At 47.5% G+C, this 21434-nt stretch carries 16 protein-coding genes and 1 pseudogene; 9 read left to right on the plus strand and 8 right to left on the minus strand.

Annotation, left to right across the window (positions count from 1 at the left end; genetic code table 11):
* Nucleotides 1–27 precede the first annotated feature (27 nt).
* The gene (locus tag H1A11_RS06395) at nucleotides 28–153 is read right to left on the minus strand and encodes a DUF3791 domain-containing protein (protein ID WP_117966480.1); all 126 of its coding nucleotides are present in this window, start codon (nucleotides 151–153) and stop codon (nucleotides 28–30) included.
* Between the two features lie 129 nt (nucleotides 154–282).
* Here H1A11_RS06395 and H1A11_RS06400 point away from each other — a divergent pair, with 129 nt between their 5' ends.
* Complete coding sequence (locus H1A11_RS06400; protein WP_119962218.1) at nucleotides 283–1953, plus strand: formate--tetrahydrofolate ligase; 1671 nt, start codon at nucleotides 283–285, stop codon at nucleotides 1951–1953.
* Between the two features lie 104 nt (nucleotides 1954–2057).
* Here the strand turns inward: H1A11_RS06400 and glyA are convergent, their stop codons facing one another.
* The 5 genes from glyA to pyrB all read right to left on the minus strand — a co-directional run bounded on the left by glyA (nucleotide 2058) and on the right by pyrB (nucleotide 6237).
* The gene (gene glyA, locus H1A11_RS06405) at nucleotides 2058–3338 is read right to left on the minus strand and encodes a serine hydroxymethyltransferase (protein WP_117599591.1); all 1281 of its coding nucleotides are present in this window, start codon (nucleotides 3336–3338) and stop codon (nucleotides 2058–2060) included.
* A gap of 102 nt (nucleotides 3339–3440) precedes the next feature.
* The gene (locus H1A11_RS06410; protein ID WP_117966416.1) at nucleotides 3441–4211 is read right to left on the minus strand and encodes a porin family protein; all 771 of its coding nucleotides are present in this window, start codon (nucleotides 4209–4211) and stop codon (nucleotides 3441–3443) included.
* 23 nt (nucleotides 4212–4234) lie between these two features.
* Nucleotides 4235–4801, minus strand: a complete 567-nt coding sequence (locus H1A11_RS06415; protein ID WP_117599593.1) for a flavin reductase family protein — start codon at nucleotides 4799–4801, stop codon at nucleotides 4235–4237.
* On the minus strand, nucleotides 4798–5262 hold the full coding sequence (gene pyrI, locus H1A11_RS06420) for an aspartate carbamoyltransferase regulatory subunit (RefSeq protein ID WP_117966419.1): 465 nt from the start codon (nucleotides 5260–5262) through the stop codon (nucleotides 4798–4800). The genes H1A11_RS06415 and pyrI overlap by 4 nt, the downstream gene beginning before the upstream one ends.
* A gap of 42 nt (nucleotides 5263–5304) precedes the next feature.
* Complete coding sequence (pyrB, locus tag H1A11_RS06425; RefSeq protein ID WP_136009961.1) at nucleotides 5305–6237, minus strand: aspartate carbamoyltransferase; 933 nt, start codon at nucleotides 6235–6237, stop codon at nucleotides 5305–5307.
* 464 nt (nucleotides 6238–6701) lie between these two features.
* On the opposite strand from pyrB, the gene H1A11_RS06430 reads away from it, so the two are divergent.
* The 5 genes from H1A11_RS06430 to H1A11_RS06450 all read left to right on the plus strand — a co-directional run bounded on the left by H1A11_RS06430 (nucleotide 6702) and on the right by H1A11_RS06450 (nucleotide 12817).
* Nucleotides 6702–9032 carry a transglycosylase domain-containing protein gene (locus H1A11_RS06430; RefSeq protein ID WP_117966422.1) on the plus strand — a complete coding sequence of 777 codons (2331 nt, stop codon included), beginning with the start codon at nucleotides 6702–6704 and terminating at the stop codon, nucleotides 9030–9032.
* A gap of 20 nt (nucleotides 9033–9052) precedes the next feature.
* Nucleotides 9053–9418: a 2-amino-4-hydroxy-6-hydroxymethyldihydropteridine diphosphokinase gene (locus H1A11_RS06435; RefSeq protein ID WP_117966482.1), complete on the plus strand. Its 366-nt coding sequence runs from the start codon at nucleotides 9053–9055 to the stop codon at nucleotides 9416–9418.
* Between the two features lie 82 nt (nucleotides 9419–9500).
* Nucleotides 9501–10256, plus strand: a complete 756-nt coding sequence (gene kdsB / locus H1A11_RS06440) for a 3-deoxy-manno-octulosonate cytidylyltransferase (protein WP_117966425.1) — start codon at nucleotides 9501–9503, stop codon at nucleotides 10254–10256.
* Between the two features lie 12 nt (nucleotides 10257–10268).
* Complete coding sequence (locus H1A11_RS06445; protein WP_117966427.1) at nucleotides 10269–11558, plus strand: pitrilysin family protein; 1290 nt, start codon at nucleotides 10269–10271, stop codon at nucleotides 11556–11558.
* 95 nt (nucleotides 11559–11653) lie between these two features.
* Nucleotides 11654–12817, plus strand: a complete 1164-nt coding sequence (locus H1A11_RS06450; protein WP_117966430.1) for a phosphatidylinositol-4-phosphate 5-kinase — start codon at nucleotides 11654–11656, stop codon at nucleotides 12815–12817.
* 90 nt (nucleotides 12818–12907) lie between these two features.
* Here H1A11_RS06450 and H1A11_RS06455 read toward each other — a convergent pair whose 3' ends face one another.
* A complete protein-coding gene (locus tag H1A11_RS06455) occupies nucleotides 12908–13846 on the minus strand; it encodes a ribose-phosphate pyrophosphokinase (RefSeq protein WP_165491402.1) in 939 nt (312 codons plus the stop codon).
* A 124-nt stretch (nucleotides 13847–13970) separates the two neighbouring features.
* Here H1A11_RS06455 and H1A11_RS06460 point away from each other — a divergent pair, with 124 nt between their 5' ends.
* The 3 genes from H1A11_RS06460 to H1A11_RS06470 are packed head-to-tail and all read left to right on the plus strand — an operon-like array spanning nucleotide 13971 to nucleotide 20493.
* On the plus strand, nucleotides 13971–18317 hold the full coding sequence (locus H1A11_RS06460) for a DUF5113 domain-containing protein (protein ID WP_138345911.1): 4347 nt from the start codon (nucleotides 13971–13973) through the stop codon (nucleotides 18315–18317).
* A gap of 3 nt (nucleotides 18318–18320) precedes the next feature.
* Nucleotides 18321–19049, plus strand: coding sequence for a DUF5932 domain-containing protein (locus H1A11_RS06465; protein WP_117966437.1), 729 nt, complete (start codon nucleotides 18321–18323; stop codon nucleotides 19047–19049).
* Nucleotides 19042–20493, plus strand: a complete 1452-nt coding sequence (locus tag H1A11_RS06470; protein ID WP_131226274.1) for an AbgT family transporter — start codon at nucleotides 19042–19044, stop codon at nucleotides 20491–20493. The genes H1A11_RS06465 and H1A11_RS06470 overlap by 8 nt, the downstream gene beginning before the upstream one ends.
* Here the strand turns inward: H1A11_RS06470 and rpiA are convergent.
* Nucleotides 20468–21172 (minus strand): annotated as a pseudogene (rpiA, locus tag H1A11_RS06475) (ribose 5-phosphate isomerase A). The gene H1A11_RS06470 and the pseudogene rpiA overlap by 26 nt on opposite strands.
* Between the last annotated feature and the right edge of the window lie 262 nt (nucleotides 21173–21434).

A 21434-nucleotide genomic window follows, 5' to 3' on the forward strand; every position in this document is an offset into this window, starting at 1 on the left:
TAATATAATTGAGATAGGTTAGTGCCTCTATTGTAACACTCCGTATCTGTCAAACAACTCCATTACCTCCCTTCCCTGCATAGAGTTCTTCTTTTTATACTGCTCTATGCAGAACGAGATGAAATAAGTAACATCCAATTCAGATTTATTCATAAGATGAACCATGTTTTTGTCTCTTGCAAATGTAATAAAAGTATTTCTACCTTGATGTGGTTTGCTACAAAAAATGTACTTTTGCAACTTTCAAAACATTAAAGTTGTTATTTAAAGAAAAGACTCTGTATGAAATCGGACATTGAAATAGCCCGCAGCATAGAGCTGAAGAAGATAAAGCAGGTTGCCGAAAGTGTGGATATCCCGCGTGACGAGGTAGAGAACTATGGACGATACATAGCCAAGATTCCCACTCATCTGATTGATGAAGAGAAGGTGAAGAAAAGTAATCTGATACTGGTGACGGCAATTACTGCGACAAAGGCGGGTATCGGTAAAACAACCGTATCCATCGGTCTGGCACTGGGACTGAACAAGATAGGCAAAAAGGCAATTGTCGCTCTGCGCGAACCCTCTTTGGGTCCTTGTTTCGGCATGAAAGGCGGTGCTGCCGGCGGAGGATATGCCCAGGTGCTTCCCATGGAGAAGATAAACCTGCACTTTACGGGCGACTTTCACGCCATTACTTCGGCACACAACATGATTTCCGCATTACTCGACAATTATTTGTACCAACATCAGGCGGACGGCTTCGGACTGAAAGAAATCATCTGGCGGCGTGTACTCGATGTAAACGACCGTTCCTTGCGCAGTATTGTCACCGGATTGGGTCCGAGCACTAACGGCATTACCGAGGAGTCGGGCTTCGACATTACTCCGGCTTCTGAAATTATGGCCATTCTTTGCTTGGCAACAGACCTTGATGACCTCCGCCGTCGCATCGAGAACATTATCTTGGGATTTCGTTTTGATGGTACTCCATTCACTGTGAAAGAGTTAGGAGTAGCCGGTGCCATTACTGTTCTGCTGAAAGATGCCATCAATCCCAACTTGGTGCAGACTACCGAAGGTACTGCCGCTTTTGTTCATGGAGGACCGTTCGCAAATATTGCCCATGGTTGCAACTCCATTCTTGCCACAAAAATGGCCATGACATTCGGCGATTATGTAGTGACGGAAGCCGGCTTCGGGGCTGACCTGGGTGCGGAGAAGTTCTACAACATCAAGTGCCGCAAGAGCGGCCTACAACCCAAGTTGACGATAATCGTTGCTACCGCACAAGGATTGAAGATGCATGGCGGCGTCAGTCTGGACCGCATCAAGGAACCCAATATGGAAGGACTGAAAGAGGGCTTCGGCAATCTGGACAAGCATGTACGCAATTTGCGTTCATTCGGTCAGCAGGTCATCGTGGCATTCAACCGTTTTGCCAGTGATACGGACGAGGAGGTGGAAGCTATCCGCCGCCATTGCGAAGAAAAGCTCGAGGTAGGTTTTGCCGTGAACAACGCCTTTGCCAAAGGAGGAGAGGGAGCCGTTGACCTTGCCAATCTGGTAGTAGATACTATTGAGAACAAACCATCCGAGCCGCTGACCTTCACTTACGAGGAGAACGATTGCGTGGAACGCAAAATCGAAAAGGTAGCCTGCAACCTCTACGGAGCAAGTGTAGTGACTTACAGTCTCCATTCCCGCAAGGTTATCAAACTGATAGAGCAGATGGGTATCAGCCATTACCCCGTCTGTATCGCCAAGACGCAGTACTCCTTCTCTGCCGATCCGAAGATATATGGTGCGGTCAATAACTTTGAATTCCATATCAAGGATATTGTAGTCAACAACGGTGCGGAAATGATTGTAGCCATCGCCGGTGAAATTCTTCGTATGCCGGGATTACCAAAGAAACCACAAGCCGAACACATTGATATTGTGGATGGAAATATAGAAGGGCTGAGCTAAACGCGCGGAGCGCGTTTAGAATTAAAAAGCAAGAATAAAGGCTGCGCAGTTCAAAGCGAACATCGCGCAGCCTTTAATTTTAATTCTTAATTGCTGTTTGCTTATCAATAAGCAAACAGAGGATATTCTTTCATCTTTGCATTGACGCGTGCACGTACCTCTGCGATGACTTGTTCGTTGTCTACGTTGGACAGAACGGTTTCAATCATCTCGGCAATTTCGAGCATCAGGTCTTCCTTGGCACCACGGGTTGTGATGGCAGGAGTACCCAAACGGATGCCGGAAGTCTGGAAAGCCGAGCGGCTGTCAAACGGAACCATGTTTTTGTTTACGGTGATGTCGGCAGATACCAACGCTTTCTCGGCAACCTTACCGGTCAAATCGGGATATTTGCTGCGCAGGTCCACCAGCATGGAGTGGTTGTCCGTACCGCCGGAAACAATAGTGAAGCCACGGTCCATCAAGGCTTGTGCCAGGACAGCGGCATTTTTCTTCACCTGCTTGGCATATTCTTTCCATTCCGGTTGCAGGATTTCGCCGAAGGCAACGGCTTTGGCTGCGATGACATGTTCCAGCGGACCACCTTGGATACCGGGGAATACGGCTGAATCCAGCAACTGGGACATCATCTTGATTTCTCCCTTCGGAGTTTTCTTGCCCCAGGGATTGGGGAAGTCCTTACCCATCATGATAACGCCACCACGAGGACCACGCAGAGTCTTGTGAGTAGTAGAGGTCACTATGTGGGCGTATTTCACGGGGTTATCCAGTTCACCGGCTGCAATCAGTCCGGCAGGATGAGCCATGTCAATCATCAGGATGGCACCTATCTTGTCCGCGATTTCGCGCATGCGCTTGTAGTCCCATTCGCGGGAATAAGCAGAACCGCCGCCGATAATCATTTTGGGTTTCTCGCGCAGGGCAACTTCTTCCATCTGGTCATAGTCCACGCGTCCGGTTTCCCGGTTCAGATTGTATTCGCAGGGAGTATAGATAATACCGGAAGTGTTGACCAGGGAGCCATGGGAGAGGTGACCACCGTGTGCAAGGTTCAGTCCCATGAATTTGTCGCCCGGGTTGAGCACGGCGAGGAATACGGCTGCATTAGCTTGTGCACCGGAGTGCGGCTGTACGTTGGCCCATTCTGCGCCGAAGATTTGTTTCAGGCGGTCGATGGCAATCTGTTCACTCTGATCCACTACCTCACAGCCACCATAGTAACGCTTGCCGGGGTATCCTTCAGCATACTTGTTGGTAAGGCAGGAGCCCATTGCCTGCATAACTTGGTCACTTACAAAGTTCTCTGATGCAATCAGTTCAATGCCTTTGAGCTGACGTTGGTGTTCTTTTTCGATAAGTTCGAAAATTAAATCATCTCTTTTCATTCTGCTTATTAGATAAGTTTGGTAAATCTGTGTTCTCTTATTAAGCGCACAAATTTACGGGAAATAAATGAATAAATTGAAAGAAAAGGAAGAAATTTACTGTCAAAAGAACACTCCGAAAGAAAAACTCAGCACATTGTCCCTGCGGTGAAAACGGATTTCGTTTTTCGTATTTTCGTCTGCGGCGTTGTTGTCGGCCGGAATATCGTATGTCACACTTTTGGAGATGTTGTGCAGCCCCATGTCGTAACGGAAGTCGAAAAAGACGCGTGAGATGGTGACGGATACGCCGACCGTGAAGCTGAGATTGAGCGGACGCAGCCTTTCACGGATATTCACCTGGTCGAAATTCTCGAAGTCGATGTCGCTTTTCCGGTCCCATATATAGCGCACTTTGGGTCCGCCAAAGACGGCAAGGCTGTACGGTCCCTCCTTGACGAAGTTGTATCCGTAGATGACGGGGATGTCTATACTGTGGATGGACGATGTAATGGAGGCTTCCTCCGGCAGGGCTCCTGATGCGGCGTTTTCGGGCAGAGGTTTCTCGAAGGTGATGTTGCACCGGTTGATGTTGTAGGATATTTCCGGTTGCAGAAAGTGGCGGTCGAAGTTTATCCGCATGAAAAGGGAACCGAAATATCCTATCTTGTAATTGTTCTGCACTTCGTCGATGGGCACTCCGTTGACGCTGAACTGGGACACAAGGAACAGGGAAGAGGTGAAACCGCCTTTGAAACCGAAATTGACCGGAGTTTCCTTGCGGTGTCCGGAATGCTCTTCATCGGCAGTACCGGGCACAATCGGAGTCTGTCCCCACATCATGGTGGGGAAGGCCAACAGATATAAGCCCATCAGGATTCGTCGCAGCTCCATCTCTTAAAACCTTTATCGCATTATTACTTCTTTTTCTCCACCGTCCATCCGAACTTGCCTATCTTTTCCCCCAGCTCATAATATCCGCCGTGCACATAAACCAGCGGATTCGTTTCCGCCAGTTCCAGTTTGCCGGTTTCAGGGTTCAGATTACGGGTATCGGCACGGACATTTACCACATCTGCTATAAACATGTCGTGCGAACCGAGAGCCATAATCTCCTTTACCCGGCATTCTATGCAAAGCGGTGATTCCTCGATAAGAGGCGCGCTGACTACGGTGCTTTTCCCGGGTGTCAGATGCATTTCCTCGAATTTGTTGTAGTCCTTTCCGGAGCGTACGCCACACCAGTCCGTGGCACGGGCCATGTCTTTCGTGGTGAGGTTGATGACGAATTCCATATTCCGCTTGATGATGTCGTAGGAGTGGCGTTCGGGGCGTACGGAGATGTAGCACATGGGCGGGTTCGTACAAATCGTCCCCGTCCATGCGATAGTCAGAATGTTATATTCCTCCGGAGTGCTTCCGCAGCTCACCAGTACGGCGGGCAGCGGATAAATCATGGTTCCGGGTTTCCAGTCTTCTTTCATATAATCTCAATATCTTCTCTGGTCTGCTCCTTTTCGCAGTAGTGGCATTTGATGACGCAATTGTCCTTATCCACGACATGAAACAACGTAGGCATAGGCTCATTGTTCGTGATGCACTTCGGGTTGGCGCATTTCACGATTCCGCGCAGTTCGTCGGGCAGGCGGACTTCGCGTTTCTCCACCACTTCGTAGTCGCGGATAATGTTCAGTTTTACATTGGGAGCCACCACGGCGATACGGTTTATCTCTTCGTCGCAGAAGAACTTGTCGGCAATCTTGATAATGCCTTTCGTGCCCAGCTTCTTGCTCTTGAGGTTGAAGCCGATGGTGATATTGTTGCTCATGTGTTCCAGTCCGAGCAGGGAGACTACGGTAAACAGTCTCTCGGAGGGTATATGGTCTATTACAGTGCCGTTTTCCAGAGCAGCAACCTGCAATTCCTGTTTCTTTTCGCTTAACATCTTGAAATATTAGTTATTAGACGATTCTACTGAATTACTCCTTTACTCTTTTTTCACCTCATCCAGTGTGATGCCCAGTACATCGCACAGAATAGCTTCACGGGCATACAGTCCGTTTTGTGCCTGCTGGAAATAGTATGCCTTGGGATTGTCGTCCACATCATAGGCTATTTCGTTGACACGGGGCAGCGGATGCAGAATGCGCAGGTTGGGACGGGTATGTTCCAGCATCTTGTTGCGCAGGATGTAGACATTCTTCACCCGCTCGTACTCCATAAGGTCGGTGAAGCGCTCGCGCTGCACACGGGTCATGTAGAGGATGTCGGCGTCTGCGATGATTTCTTCCGTAAAGTCCGTATGTTCCACGTACTTGATGTTGTGCTCGCGGCAGTAGATTTTGTATTCTTCGGGCATCCGCAACTCGTCGGGAGCGATGAAGTGGAAAGTGGGGTTGAAGTGGCGCATGGCCATCAGCAGGGAGTGGACGGTACGGCCGTACTTCAAGTCGCCGACCAGAAAAATGTTCAGGTTCTCCAGTGTACCTTGTGTCTTGTAGATGGAATAGAGATCGAGCATGGTCTGTGAGGGGTGCTGGTTGGCACCGTCTCCTGCATTCACAATGGGCACGGTGGTGACTTCACTGGCATAGCGTGCGGCTCCTTCGAGGTGGTGGCGCATCACGATGATGTCGGCATAGTTGCTCACCATCTTGATGGTGTCTTTCAGCGTCTCGCCCTTGGATGAGCTGGTGGCCTTTGGGTCGCTGAACCCGATGACACGTGCTCCAAGCCGGTTGGCGGCAGTCTCGAAACTGAGGCGTGTACGGGTGGAAGGCTCGAAAAATAAGGTGGCAACTACTTTCCCGTCCAATATATGCCGATTGGGATGGGCTTCAAATTCTTTCGCCATCTCGAGCATATAGAGGATTTTTTCCCGGCTATGCTCGGCAATGGTGACTAAACTTCTGTTTTCCATATCGTTGAATTCATTTATACTTTTCGAGAGTGTAAAGTTACGGAAAATATGCGGGCTACGGAAATATGCGGGGAAGTTTTTTTGCGAAATATGGGCTGTTTTTCAAACCGTGCGGCATTTGTTTTGCAAAATCTACAAAGGGTATGAATCGGCAACAGCAGCACTTTTTTTTGTAGTTGCTGTTGTTAGATATATAATTATAGGTATAAATGGCATCTGCGTTTTATGTATCAGTATTGTATTGCAGCTGTTTAAGTGCAGAAAAACTAAAAAAAACATCAATGGAAATCCTGTTTCTTAAGCAAAAATCGCCCAAAAACGAGCAAAAACACGCATGAAAAACACGAGTTTTCTAATGTGAAATACTGATTATTTGTCGAAAAAGATACGGGAAAGCATAGGTGCGTTTAATATATTTCCGTACCTTTGCCCTATTATTGAACTTTGATTTTAGCAACTGAAACATGATAAGGAAAGTCGTCAAAATCCTATGGATTTTCATCGCACTGATTTCGCTGGTGTGTGTCTTTATATTCTTTTCCATAGCCAAGGGCTGGATAGGCTATATGCCTCCGGTGGAAGACCTGGAAAATCCAAATTACAAATTTGCCACAGAAGTCTTTTCCGAGGACGGAAAAGTATTGGGTACTTATTCCTATAGTAAGGAAAACCGCGTGTTTGTGGGATACAATGATTTGTCGCCCAATATCATTAACGCCTTGATAGCTACGGAAGATGTACGTTTTGCCGAACATTCGGGCATTGATGCCTACGCCCTGACGCGTGCCATAGTGAAGCGCGGTATCCTGATGCAGAAGAATGCCGGCGGTGGCAGTACCATCACCCAGCAGCTTTCCAAGCAGCTTTATTCCCCCAGTGCTGACAATGTGATGGAACGTCTGTTCCAGAAGCCTATCGAATGGGTGATTGCCGTAAAGCTGGAACGTTACTATACAAAAGAGGAAATCCTCACCATGTATCTCAACAAGTTCGATTTCCTGAACAATGCGGTAGGCATCAAGACTGCTGCCTTTACCTACTTCGGTTGCGAACCGAAAGATTTGAAGATTGAGGAAGCGGCTACGTTGGTGGGCATGTGCAAGAATCCGTCTCTCTATAATCCGGTGCGCTACAATGAACGTTCCCGCGGACGGCGCAATGTGGTGCTCGACCAGATGCGGAAAGCGGGATATATTACGGAAGCCGAGCGCGACTCCCTCCAGGCGTTGCCTCTGAAACTGAAATACAACCGTGTGGACCACAAGGAAGGGCTGGCCACTTATTTCCGCGAATACCTGCGCGGCGTGCTCACTGCCAAGAAGCCCGACAAGGCTGATTACCGCGGCTGGCAAATGCAGAAATACTACGAGGATTCACTCGACTGGGAGAACAACCCGCTCTTTGGATGGTGCGAAAAGAATACCAAGAAAGACGGTACCAAATACAACCTCTACACCGACGGGCTGAAAATCTATACCACGCTCGACTCGCGTATGCAGCAGTATGCCGAGGATGCCGTGACAGAGCATCTGAAGGAACTGCAAGGTTACTTCTTCAAGGAAAAGAAAGGAGCCAAGAAAGCTCCCTACACCTTCCGTCTGACCCAGGAGCAGGTGGACGAGATTCTGGGACGTGCCATGAGGTTGTCCGACCGCTACCGCCTCATGAAAAAAGCCGGAGCCACCGAAGCTGAAATAAAGAAAGCCTTCGACACCCCGGAGGAGATGTCCGTATTCAGTTGGGAAGGGGAGAAAGACACCATTATGACCCCGATGGATTCCATCCGTTACTACAAGTTCTTCCTGCGTGCCGGTTTCATGTCCATGGACCCGCGCAACGGACACGTCAAGGCATACGTAGGCGGACCGAACTACCATTACTTCCAGTACGATATGGCCATGGTGGGACGCCGCCAGGTAGGTTCTACCATCAAGCCTTTCCTTTATACACTGGCTATGGAGAACGGTTTTTCTCCCTGCGACGAAGTGCGCCACGTGGAATACACGCTGATTGATGAAAACGGAAAACCGTGGACGCCGCGTAATGCCAACAAAAAGCTGATTGGCGACATGGTGACCGTGAAGTGGGGGCTGGCAAACTCGGACAACTGGATTACGGCCTATCTCATGAGCAAGCTGAACCCCTATAACCTGAAACGCTTGATACATACTTTCGGTGTCCGCAACCGCGACATAGTACCTTCCGTTTCACTCTGTCTGGGCCCGTGCGAGATTTCCGTCGGCGAGATGGTAAGTGCCTATACCGCATTCCCCAACAAGGGTATCCGGGTAGCTCCGCTGTTCGTGACCCGCATCGAGGACAATGATGGAAACGTGCTGGCAACCTTTGCTCCCGAAATGCAGGAAGTCATCAGTGTATCCAGCGCTTACAAGATGCTGGTCATGCTGCGTGCCGTTGTCAACGAAGGTACCGGAGGCCGTGTGCGCCGTCTAGGTGTGAAAGCCGACATGGGCGGCAAGACCGGAACGACGAACTACAATGCCGACGGCTGGTTTATGGGCTTCACGCCTTCGCTTGTGTCCGGTTGCTGGGTGGGCGGTGAGGACCGCGACATCCACTTCGATACGATGCTTCACGGACAAGGTGCTTCCATGGCATTGCCTATCTGGACAAAATACATGGTGAAAGTGCTCGGTGACAAATCGCTGGGATATGATGAAAATGAAACATTCCAGTTGCCCGAAGGCTATGACCCGTGCAAGGATGATATAAATCTGGAAGGAGACACCCATATAGAAGAACCGATAGAGGGACTCGACGAACTGTTTAATTAGTTGAAAGGTGAAAATTGAAAGTGGATTATACGATTAGTATTGGGAGCAACGAGCAGCGGAGGGAGAACATGGAACTGGCTCGCAGACGCTTGACGGAACTTTTTCCCGGAATACGTTTCTCGGAAGAGGAGGAGACGGCACCTTTGTTCTTTCACCGTCCGAATCTGTTCTCCAATCAGGTGGCATGCTTCGCTTCCGATAATCCGGCAGAGGAAGTCACTGCCTGCCTGAAAGCCATCGAACGGGAAGCCGGAAGGAAGCCCGAGGAGAAGGAACAGGAAATTGTACGGCTGGATATAGACTTGTTGTCTTGTGACGGGACTGTCTATAAGCCAAAAGATTTGAAACGTGATTATATCCTGCGAGGATTGAAACAACTGTTATAATTAATAAAGAATATAAGGAGATGTGTCGATAGTATATGAACACTTTCGGACACCCCCTCATTTTAAAAGACGAAGATTGAAAATGAAATTTTTAGGAATCATACCTGCCCGTTACGCATCTACGCGTTTTCCGGCCAAACCATTGGCAGTGTTGGGCGGAAAAACCGTGATACAGCGAGTATACGAGCAAGTGGCAGGAATCTTGGACGATGCATACGTGGCTACGGACGATGAGCGTATTGAAGTCGCAGTAAAAGCATTCGGAGGAAAGGTGGTAATGACTTCCACCGAACATAAAAGCGGCACCGACCGCTGTCAGGAAGCTTGTACAAAAATAGGAGGACAGTTTGATGTCGTGGTGAATATCCAGGGGGATGAGCCTTTCATCCAGCCTTCGCAGTTACAAGCCGTCAAAGCATGTTTCGACGATCCGGCCACCCAGATAGCCACTCTGGTGAAACCCTTTACGGTAGATAATGGTTTCGAGGCACTGGAAAATGTGAACTCTCCGAAGGTTGTGCTCAACAAAAACAGGAATGCCCTCTATTTTAGCCGTTCCATCATTCCCTACCAGCGCAATGCGGCGAAGGAAGACTGGCTGAAGAACCATACGTATTATAAGCATATCGGCCTTTATGCCTATCGCGTAGAGGTACTGAAAGAGATAACCGCCCTTCCGCAGTCATCCCTCGAGATTGCCGAATCATTGGAACAGCTTCGTTGGCTGGAAAACGGATATACCATCAAGGTAGGTGTCACGGATGTGGAAACTATCGGCATAGATACTCCTCAAGATTTGGAACGGGCAGAAGAATTTCTTAAAAGCCATGGGCTGTAAACTAGAAAGCCCATGCTGAACCGAAGTGACCAACCCCGGATTCTTGAACCGGAACAACTGGTGGTGCAAAGGCCGGAACGTATCAAGTTGCCTAATGGCGTGCCATTGAGCGTGCTCAATGCCGGTGACAATGAAGTGACACGTATCGATCTCCTCATGGCAGGCGGCCGATGGCAACAGAAACAGCCCTTGCAGGCGTTGTTTACGAACCGCATGCTTCGCGAGGGCACCCGACGCTACGATGCCGCCCGGATAGCGGAAAAGCTGGACTATTATGGAGCCTGGCTGGAATTGTCCAGTGCATCCGAGTATGCCTATGTCACCCTTTATTCTCTGAATAAATACCTTCCCCAAACGCTTGATGTATTGGAATCTATCGTCAAAGAGCCGGTATTTCCCGAGAAAGAGCTGGGAGTGATTGTAGACAATAATATCCAGCAGTTTCTTGTCAACTCTTCCAAGGTGGACTTCCTGGCGCACCGCGGATTGGTGAAGGCTCTGTACGGCGGGCAGCATCCCGGCGGACGTCTGGTGCAGGAAGAGGATTATCAGCGCATCACTCCTGCTGTGCTACGCGAGTTTTATGACCGTTATTATCATTCTAATAATTGCAGCATCTACCTCTCGGGCAAGGTAACCGACGATTGCATCCGCCGGATAGAGTCCTTGTTTGGCTGCGAGGCTTTCGGTACGGATTTCCGCAAACCGGAGAAGACAGAATTCCATCCGGTTACCGCTTCCGGAAAACGTATCTTCATCGAACGTCCGGATGCCCTGCAAAGTGCCGTCCGTATGGGCATGCTTTCCCTGGACCGTAATCATCCGGACTACTTGAAGGCCCGCGTGCTGGTCACACTGTTCGGGGGCTACTTTGGCAGTCGCCTGATGTCCAATATCCGGGAAGATAAAGGATACACGTACGGTATCTCCGCAGCCATCATGCCCTATCCGGGGCAGGGAGTGCTGGCGGTCAGTGCCGAAGCCGCCAACGAATTTGTGGAGCCTCTTATCGGTGAGGTCTATCATGAAATAGACCGCCTTCAGAACGAGCTGGTTTCCGATGGAGAGCTTTCCATGGTAAAGAACTATATGTTGGGAGACATGTGCCGTAGTTATGAATCTGCATTCTCGCTGGCGGATGCCTGGATTTTTGTGCAGGTATCGGGTTTGCAGGATACTTACTTTGCCGAAGCATTGGATGCTGTCAAGGAAGTTACCCCGCAAGAAATCCGTGAACTTGCAGGGCGTTATTTATGCAAAGAGAAATTAAAAGAAATAGTGTGCGGCAAAAAAATGTCATAAAAAGCGGGAGTTATCGCATCATTTTACCGGATAAATCCTACCTTTGTCAATTATCAACTATCAATTATCAACTATCAATTATCAACTATCAATTAATGAAATATCTATATACTGCACTCATTCTGGCTTTCTTATGTCAAGGCGGAGCCATTGCCCAGGAAAAAAAAGGCGGCTTTTTCGATAAAGTGAAAAGTACATTCTCTTCGGAGATAAAGATAGGTACCTACACGTTCAAAGACAACGGGGCCGTCTATACCGGTGAAATAAAAGGCCGCAAGCCCAATGGAAAGGGAAAGACCGTTTTTAAGAACGGTGACGTCTACGAGGGTGAGTATGTGAAGGGCAAGCGTGAAGGCTACGGTACATATATGTTTCCCGACGGTGAAAAGTATGAGGGACAATGGTTTCAAGACCAGCAGCATGGCAGGGGTATCTACTATTTTATGAATAACAACCGTTATGACGGCATGTGGTTTCAGGATTACCAGCATGGGAAAGGAACCATGTATTATTACAATGGTGATATTTATGAGGGCGACTGGGTGAATGACAAACGCGAAGGCCAGGGAACGTATACCTGGAAGAACGGTTCCAAGTATGTAGGCTCGTGGAAGAATGACAAGAAAGACGGCAAAGGAACATTGACCTGGAATGACGGTTCCAAATATGATGGGGAATGGAAAAATGATGTCCGGGACGGTAAAGGAACTTTTGAATATGCCAACGGTGACAAATACGTAGGTGACTGGAAGGACGACATGCAGCATGGCAAAGGTATTTACTTTTTCCATACCGGCGACCGTTACGAAGGTTCTTATGTTCAAGGTGAGCGTACCGGAGAGGGCATTTACTACCATGCCAGCGGCAACAAGTATGTGGGCAGTTTCAAGGACGGAAAGCAGGAAGGCCACGGCACATTTACGTGGGCAAGCGGCGCCGTTTACGAGGGTAATTGGAAAGACAACCAACGTGACGGATACGGTACTTACAAATGGAATGTAGGTGACTCTTACGAAGGTGAATGGAAAGACAATAAGTTCAACGGCCAGGGTACCCTGATTCAGACCGATGGAACCAAATATAAAGGCGGTTTTGTGAACGGTATGGAAGAAGGGAGCGGCATCCAGGAAGACAAGAACGGAAATCGTTATGAAGGCTTTTTCAAACAAGGAAAGAAACACGGCCCGTTTGTGGAAACGGACAAGAACGGGAAAGTGATACGGAAGGGAACGTACAAAATGGGAAGGTTGGAAAATTAAAGAAATAGAATTAAAAATTAAAGGCTGCGCAATATTCGTCTGAACTGCGCAGCCTTTAATTTTTTATTATTTAATTATCTAAACTCGTGTTTAGATAATGTATTGTGAACTGATTGATTCATTGTTCATCACCCGCTTGATGGTTTCGGCGAACATATCGGCAATGCTCAACTGTTTAACCTTGTCACATTTTTTAGAGTAGGGGATACTATCGGTAAATACCATCTCCGTCAGTGCAGATTCTTGTACACGGAAAGAAGCCGGGTCGGACATTACGCAGTGGCTGGCAATGGCACGGACAGATTTGGCTCCGGCTTCCAACATGATGTTGGCAGCCTTGGTAATGGTTCCTGCTGTATCTACAATATCATCTACCAATACTACATTCTTGTCTTTTACATCACCGATGATTTGCATGGTGGCAACCACGTTTGCTTTTTCACGTGTCTTGTTGCACAGCACCAGGGGTACACCGAGATATTTGGAGAATGTACTGGCACGCTTTGAACCGCCGACATCCGGGGTAGCGATTACCAAGTCTTCCAGCTTCAAGGATTCAATATAGGGGAGGAACACTGCTGATGCATACAAATGATCCACCGGAATGTTGAAGAAACCCTGAATCTGGTCTGCATGAAGGTCCATCGTAATCAAACGGTCGATGCCTGCAACAGAAAGCAGGTCGGCCACCAGCTTGGCGCCGATGGAAACACGGGGTTTGTCTTTTCTGTCCTGACGTGCCCAACCGAAATAGGGGATAACGGCTACAACGCTTTTTGCCGATGCTCTTTTAGCGGCATCGATCATCAGCAGAAGTTCCATCAGATTGTCAGAATTAGGGAAGGTTGATTGAACCAGGAATACATGCGAGCCACGGATAGATTCCTCATAAGAGACTGCAAACTCACCATCCGCAAAATGGGTGATGTTCATCTTTCCCAGAGGGCAATCAAGGCTAGCGCAGATTTTCTCTGCAAGGTATCTCGAATTTGTTCCAGAGAATACCATAAAGGGTGCTTTTTCGCTCATTTGTGTAATAGATGTTACCTATTTGTTAATTTGCATGCAAAGGTATGAATTTCCCGTTACATAAAACAAGAGTTATTGTATAAAAATTATTTTTCTTTCTCGGATTTATTCGTAGCTTTGCTTTATGAAACGACTTTCTTCCATATGCTTTGCGGGATTGCTGTGCCTTTGTACAGCAATGGTTTCGTGTGTAGGAACGGCACCCATGAAGGAAGTGCGCCTTATCGACTCTCTAAACCAGGTGGCTTATGCTTATCGTTATAAAAACCTGGATTCATCCTGCTATGCGGCATCAAGGGCCTACCGTGAAGTCAGCCTCTATAAACAAGGAAAAGCGGAAGCATCCAATAATCTGGGCTTTTGTGCTTTTATGCGTATGGATTTTGAGCAGGCCGAAAAATTTCATATGGATGTCTATAATCTGACCAAGAATGAGCTGGAACTCCTTATTGCCGACATCGGCTTGATGAAAATTTATCAGCGGACGGCGTTGAACAAGGAGTTCTACGATTATCGCAACAGTGCCTTGCGCCGTATGAAAAGGATAGCGGAGGATGACAATCTGTTTGTGGACCGACACGAGCAAATACGTTTGAATTATGCCCGTTCCGAATTTTATATCGTATCTGCTGTTTATTATTATTATCTGCAACAACGTCCCGAGGCAGTGGCTTCTATCAATGAAGTAACTGATAATCAAAAATTGTTGGCAGATACCAACCAGTTATTGTACTATCATTACATTAAGGGATCCGCTGCCTTGTGTGAAGGCGAGACGCCGGACGAACAAAGGCTGCGAGAGTTTGACGAACTATATACCACGTGGCGGTTGGCATCCCGTAAAGGGTATCTCTACTTTGAAGGGAACGGAGTGCAGGGGCTTGCCAACCTGATGGCCTCACCGGAGAATTACGAGTTTTTCCAGGACCGCCGTTCCCATGCCCTGACACGGTTTGGAGTATCGGTAGACTCTCTATTGCCAATGCGTCTAGGGCAGTTGGCTCTGCAGAAGTTCAGTCAATATAAAGATTTGTATCAGATAGCAGGCGCATATGTGTCCATTGGCAAATACCTGAATGCCCACAGTCACTATACAGAAGCTCTTGACACGTTAAAACTTGCTCTGGAATGTGTAAATGACCATCACCGCCTTTTCTATGACTGCCACGATAGTTTGGACTGGCTGAAAGCATTTGACCGTCGAGATACGATTTGCGCTGAGAAGGCATGGATGGAGCAGAAACTGAAAACCGTACCTGAGTGGATTTCACGTATTCGTGAACAGTTGAGCGTTTCGTATGCAGGACTCGGGATGAAAGAAAAATCAGACTATAACCGCAATATTTACCTGGATATCCTTGAAGATACACGTCAGGATAAAGAGCTGGAAAGCCGCTATCAGGCATTGGAAAAAGAGGCCGGACAGCTCAACGTTGTGTTGTCACTGGTCATTGTGGGCTTCGTGCTTGTATCGCTCTTCTTCTGGTTTTTCAACAAGCGTTCCAAAGACCGGAACAGAGTACATCTCCACCGTTTGCAACTGATGCTGGACATCTGTCAGAAGATAACGGCATCCATTCCGGCAGATGCACAGACTGAGGAGGAAATCATCGACTCTATCCGGACGGCTGTCTGCCCGGAATTGGAAAAGCTGTTTGGAGTGAAGGACATCCGCATAGACAACGGGCAATTAGTGTTCCCGCGTCGGATGAGCAAGGATGAGCAGGCGATGGTACGGGTGATAACTCCCTATATCCAATGGGCGATAGACAACGGCATGACGTCCATCTCCCTTGGCGACGAACGCCGCAGACTGGAAAAGCAACGCTACATTTACGAGCAGCACATCGCAGGGAACAAACGGCAAAATCTGATAAAGAAAGCATGTATGGCTATTGTCAACGGAATTCACCCGTACATAGACCGTATCATCAACGAAGTACAGAAACTGACTCAAAAAGGATTCATCAAAGAGGAGCGGATAAAGGAGGAGAAATACCAGTATATCGACGAGTTGGTTACTACCATCAACGAATACAATGATATTCTTGCCCTTTGGATAAAGATGAAGCAAGGAAGCCTTAGCCTGAACATAGAGACGTTCGAATTGAATGAACTTTTCGAGCTGCTCAGGAAAGGAAGCCGTACATTCGAGATGAAGAGACAGTCGTTGGAGGTGCAGCCTACGGATATCAGGGTAAAGGCAGACAAGGCCCTTACATTGTTTATGATAAATACACTGGCGGAGAATGCCCGTAAATATACCCCTCAGGGCGGTATGGTGAAAGTATATGCACGGCAGGAGGAGGATTATGTGGAAATCTCGGTAGAGGATAATGGTTGTGGATTGTCACCGGAAGATGTAGCCCGCATCGTGGGAGAAAAAGTATATGACTCAAAAGCCATCGGTATGAGTGACGCTCCCGACAAGGAGGAATTGAGGAAGAACAAAGGAAGTGGCTTTGGACTGATGAATTGTAAGGGCATCATTGAAAAATATCGCAAGACGAATGATTTGTTCAAGGTCTGTCTGTTTAATGTGGAGAGCGGGCTGGGAAAAGGCAGCCGTTTTTATTTCCGTCTGCCTGCCGGTATCCGTAAGTCCGTGTCGGTGTTGCTCGTCGTGTTGTCTTTGTGCATGTCATCCTGCCGGCATGCTGTGGAACAGCCTGCTTCCGGAGAGGTGTTGCCGGATTCTTTGGCACTGCTTGCACAGAATGAATACGAAGCTTTGCTGGACGAAGCCTCCGATTATGCCAATGAAGCTTATTACTGCAATGTAGACGGAGAATACGAACTGGCTTTACAATACATAGATTCGGCAATGTATTGCCTGAACGAACATTACAAGCAATACGCCCATCCTATACGTCGCTATATGACGCTGACGGGAGACGGGGCGCCTGCGGAACTGGATTGGTGGAACCAGATGTTCAATTCGGATTTCCATGTAATTCTGGATATCAGGAATGAAGCGGCAGTCTCATTTCTTGCATTGAAGCAATGGGATGACTATAGTTATAATAATGCTGCCTACACTACCTTATACAAACTGTTGGGAGAAGACCAATCCTTGGAAGAATATTGCCGGCAGCTGGAGCGTTCCACCAACAACAAGATGGTGGGCATTTTGCTGGCGGTGATTTTGCTGTTCGTATTGCTGTTGGGATATTACATACTCTACTTCCGTAAACGTCTGGTGAACCGCTGGAATCTGGAGCAAGTACTGGAAATTAATGGAAAGGTGTTCAATGCCTCCTTGTTGCCGGTTTCGGATACGGAGGAAATGTTGCAGCGTGAGGAGGATACATTGAAGGAAATCCCGCGGCAGATTGTAGGTTCCGCTTTTGATGCAGTGAACGAACTTTTGAGTATCGACCGGTTAAGCATAGCTGTATACAACGAGACTACACATAAGCTGGAATACACTTCCAATCCAGTGGAAGATACCGCCGTGGACGAGTTGCCTATCTGGAGGAAATATATGGAGAATTGCTTTGAGCAGCAAGTGTACATATCGGAAAAGGGTATACAAGCATTGCCGCTTGTTGTGGATGCGGGAAATATGTGTCGTTGCATAGGTGTGCTGTGTCTGGAACGCAGGGAAGGTACGGAGCAGGAGACCGACCATTTGCTTTTGGAACTGATAGCCCGTTATGTCTCCATTGTAATCTTCAATGCAGTGGTTAAGTTGGCTACGAAATACCGGGACATCGAAGTGGCTCAAGATGAAGCCCGGCGAGCTTCCTGGGAAGACAGTTTGCTGCATGTACAGAACATGGTGCTGGATAATTGTCTCTCGACCATCAAGCATGAAACGATTTATTATCCGAACAAGATAAAGCAGCTGATAGGGAAACTGCGGTCCGGCAAACAGACAGAAGCGGAGGAGCGGGAAACGGTGGTTGCCATCAGCGAATTGATAGAGTATTACAAAGGTATCTTTACGACACTCAGTTCATGCGCTTCCCGCCAGTTGGAAGAGGTGACTTTCAGGCGTGCGACAATATCTGTGCCGGAACTTATGGCTACTGCCGGGAAATATTTCCGCAAAGTGTATAAGGGAAACAAGGCGCATATTGATTTTAAGATACAACCGTTGGAAGGACGGATTACCGGCGACTGGAACCAGTTGCGTTTCCTGCTTGAAAACCTGATAGACGAGGCTTGCTCCGTAACTCTGGATGGAGCTGTCTGTCTGTCGGCCCGGGAAGATGGGGAATTTATACGTTTTCTGTTTACAGATATGCGTAGGGAAAAGACCCGTGAAGAATTGAACCAATTGTTCTATCCCGACTTGTCTCGCATGACGGCCGGTGAGAAAGGAGAACTGTATGGTACGGAATATCTGGTGTGCAAGCAGATTATCCGCGACCATGACGAGTTTGCCGGACACCGGGGATGCCGTATCAATGCCGAACCGGGAAAGGAAGGAGGTTTTACAATATATTTTACGCTACCGAAAAAATGAAATATGGAAGACAAAAAATTTAAAGTAATCATCGTTGAGGATGTCAAGTTGGAGCTGAAAGGGACGGAAGAGATTTTCCGCCATGAAATTCCCAATGCGGAGGTAATAGGTACTGCTATGACTGAGCAGGAGTTCTGGACATTGATTGAAGCCGGCGTGCCGGATCTTGTTCTGCTAGACTTAGGATTAGGAGGTTCGACCACAATCGGGGTGGACATCTGCCGGAATATCTTCAAGCGTTATCCGGGAGTACATGTGCTGATATTCACGGGAGAAATATTGAATGAGAAGTTATGGGTGGACGTACTTGAAGCCGGTGCCGACGGCATTATCCTGAAAACCGGAGAGTTACTGACCAAAACCGATGTGCAGGCAGTGATGGACGGCAAGAAGCTGGTCTTTAACTATCCGATACTGGAGAAAATAGTGGAACGCTTCAAGAAATCTGTCCTGAATGATACAAAACGTCAGGAAGCAATCATAAGCTATGATATTGATGAGTATGACGAGCGTTTCCTCCGTCATTTGGCACTGGGCTATACCAAAGAAATGATTGCCAATCTTAGGGGAATGCCTTTTGGAGTCAAGTCGCTGGAGAAACGACAGAATGACTTGATTGGCCGTCTTTTCCCGCCTAGTGAACGGGTGGGGGTGAATGCCACTCGTCTGGTGGTGCGTGCATTGGAACTCCGAATTCTGAATATAGACAATCTGGAAGCCGACGATGAGTAAACTCCGGATGCCACATCCCGCTACGATGTTCTTCCTGCTGACGCTGGCAGTCATCCTCCTTTCATGGATATTCGATGTCTATGGCCTGAGCGTGCTGCAACCGCAGACTGGAGAAGAAATACGGGTGCAGAGCCTGCTGAGTCCGGAGGGCATACGCTGGCTGCTGCGCCATGTCATAACCAATTTTACGGGATTCGCTCCGTTAGGGCTGGTGATTGTGGCTATGTTCGGAATAGGGGTGGCACAGCATTCGGGTTTCATCGATGCATGTATTCGCAGGGGGGTACGACGTCCACGTGATCCTTGGCGCATTATCCTGCTGGTCATTGTCTTAGGACTGTTGTCCAATATAGTGGGAGATGCAGGATATATCATTCTGTTGCCGATAGCTGCGACTTTGTTCCAGTCCGTCGGTCTGCACCCCATTGGAGGTATAATTACAGCTTATGTTTCAGTCTCTTGTGGCTATAGCGCTAATGTGTTTTTGAGTACATTAGACCCCATGATTGCCTCTGTAACGCAAGAAGCGGCTGATAGGATGAATATTGCTCCGGGGCAGACTGGACCGCTGTGCAATTATTATTTTCTCTTTGTTTCCACGTTCCTGCTTGCATTTATCATTTATCATATTACCCGCAGGAGCTTGTTGCCGCACTTGGGAATGTATGCAGGGGATATTCATTTTAATGGCTACAAACAACTGTCCCGCAAGGAACGGAGAGCTATGTTGGGAGCTGTATTTGCAGGCTTGCTGTATATTGCCATTATTCTGTGGGCTACATTCTCTTCATGGGGGATATTGCGGAGTGTCAATGGTGGGTTGATTCGTTCTCCGTTTATAGTCGGTATTCTGTTTTTGCTTTCGTTTGGAATAGGTTTGATGGGGATGGTCTATGGTTTTGCCTCCGGCCGATACCGTACGGACGGTGATGTGATAGAAGGGCTTACGCAGCCGATGAAACTGCTGGGCGTTTATTTTGTGATAGCTTTCTTTGCCTCACAGATGTTTGCTTGTTTTGAATATTCCCACTTAGACAAGTGCATTGCCATTTTAGGCGCCAATCTGTTATCTTCCGCTTCTTTGAGCAGCTTATGGATATTGATTCTCTTCATTCTTTTTACGGCGCTGGTCAATCTCTTTATGGTATCTGCCACAGCTAAATGGGCTTTTATGTCTTTCATTTTTGTTCCGGTACTGGCAAGTATGGGCATTTCGCCGGATATGACCCAATGTGCGTTCCGTATAGGTGACAGTGCAACAAATGCCATAACACCTTTTATATTCTACATGCCACTTGTTTTGACCTATATGCAGCAATATGATAGGCAATCCACTTATGGTTCACTGCTGAAGTATACTTGGAGATATTCTTTAGTCATTCTGTTGGCATGGACCGCCTTATTTGTACTTTGGTACATCAGCGGTTTGCCATTAGGACTGTAATGTCATAACCAATGAACAACCCGCTTTCGATAACCCCGGTAATGGCTTTCAGTTTCTGTTCCAAATCAGGAACAATGTTGCTGAGATGAATGTCAAGAATGAAATTACCGTTTTCGGTAAATACCGGGCCGTCTTTTCCTTCTGCAAGGCGTAGGCTGATTTTTGAAGCTCCCAATAAGCGTATCTCGTTTTCCACATGGGAGAGAGCATGTGGAAACACTTCCACCGGTATGGGGTATTTGCTCCCCAGTTTGCTGACAAGCTTACTCTCATCGATAATGATGTAAGTCTTGCCACTGCTTTTAATGAGGAGTTTCTCCTTAAACATGGCTCCGCCACGTCCTTTGATGAGGTTGTTCTGCGGATCCACTTCGTCTGCACCGTCGAATGTCCAATCCGGACGCTTATTCCACAGAGTAGTTTGCGGCAGGCCAAGCTGTATACATGCCATCGAAATTTCGGCAGATGCCGGAATGATTTCTATATGCAAAGATTCTTGTTTAACTCGCTAAGCTAATGCAAACAAAGTGAGATAAACGGTAGAGCCGGAGCCTGCTCCTATGGCATCACTGTCTTTGGCCAGTCCGGCAATTTCCTGGGCTGCCAATTCCTTATTCGCTTTATTGCTGATTTTATTTGACCATTGCAATTCTTGTATCAACTGATTTTCCCATTCCATCACTTTAAAGTTTAGTTGTTATTACTCTTTCATTCATTTTCGGGTCAATGCTACTTTCCCTGCTTGAATATTCATCCATATTTTTACTTTTTATAATTAGTAACATTGATAATTTGCAAAATGTTTTAATACATCTGTATATAAATACCGTGTATCTTGTTTGTAAAGGTAACTAATCATTACTTTTTATATAGCAAATGAGCCTTTTGTACATAGGTAACGAAAAAAGGTGGTACAAAAATTTGCAATATTCGCAAAAAAG

This window comes from Bacteroides sp. CACC 737 (assembly GCF_013874375.1).
GTDB classification, from domain to species: Bacteria; Bacteroidota; Bacteroidia; order Bacteroidales; family Bacteroidaceae; genus Bacteroides; species Bacteroides uniformis.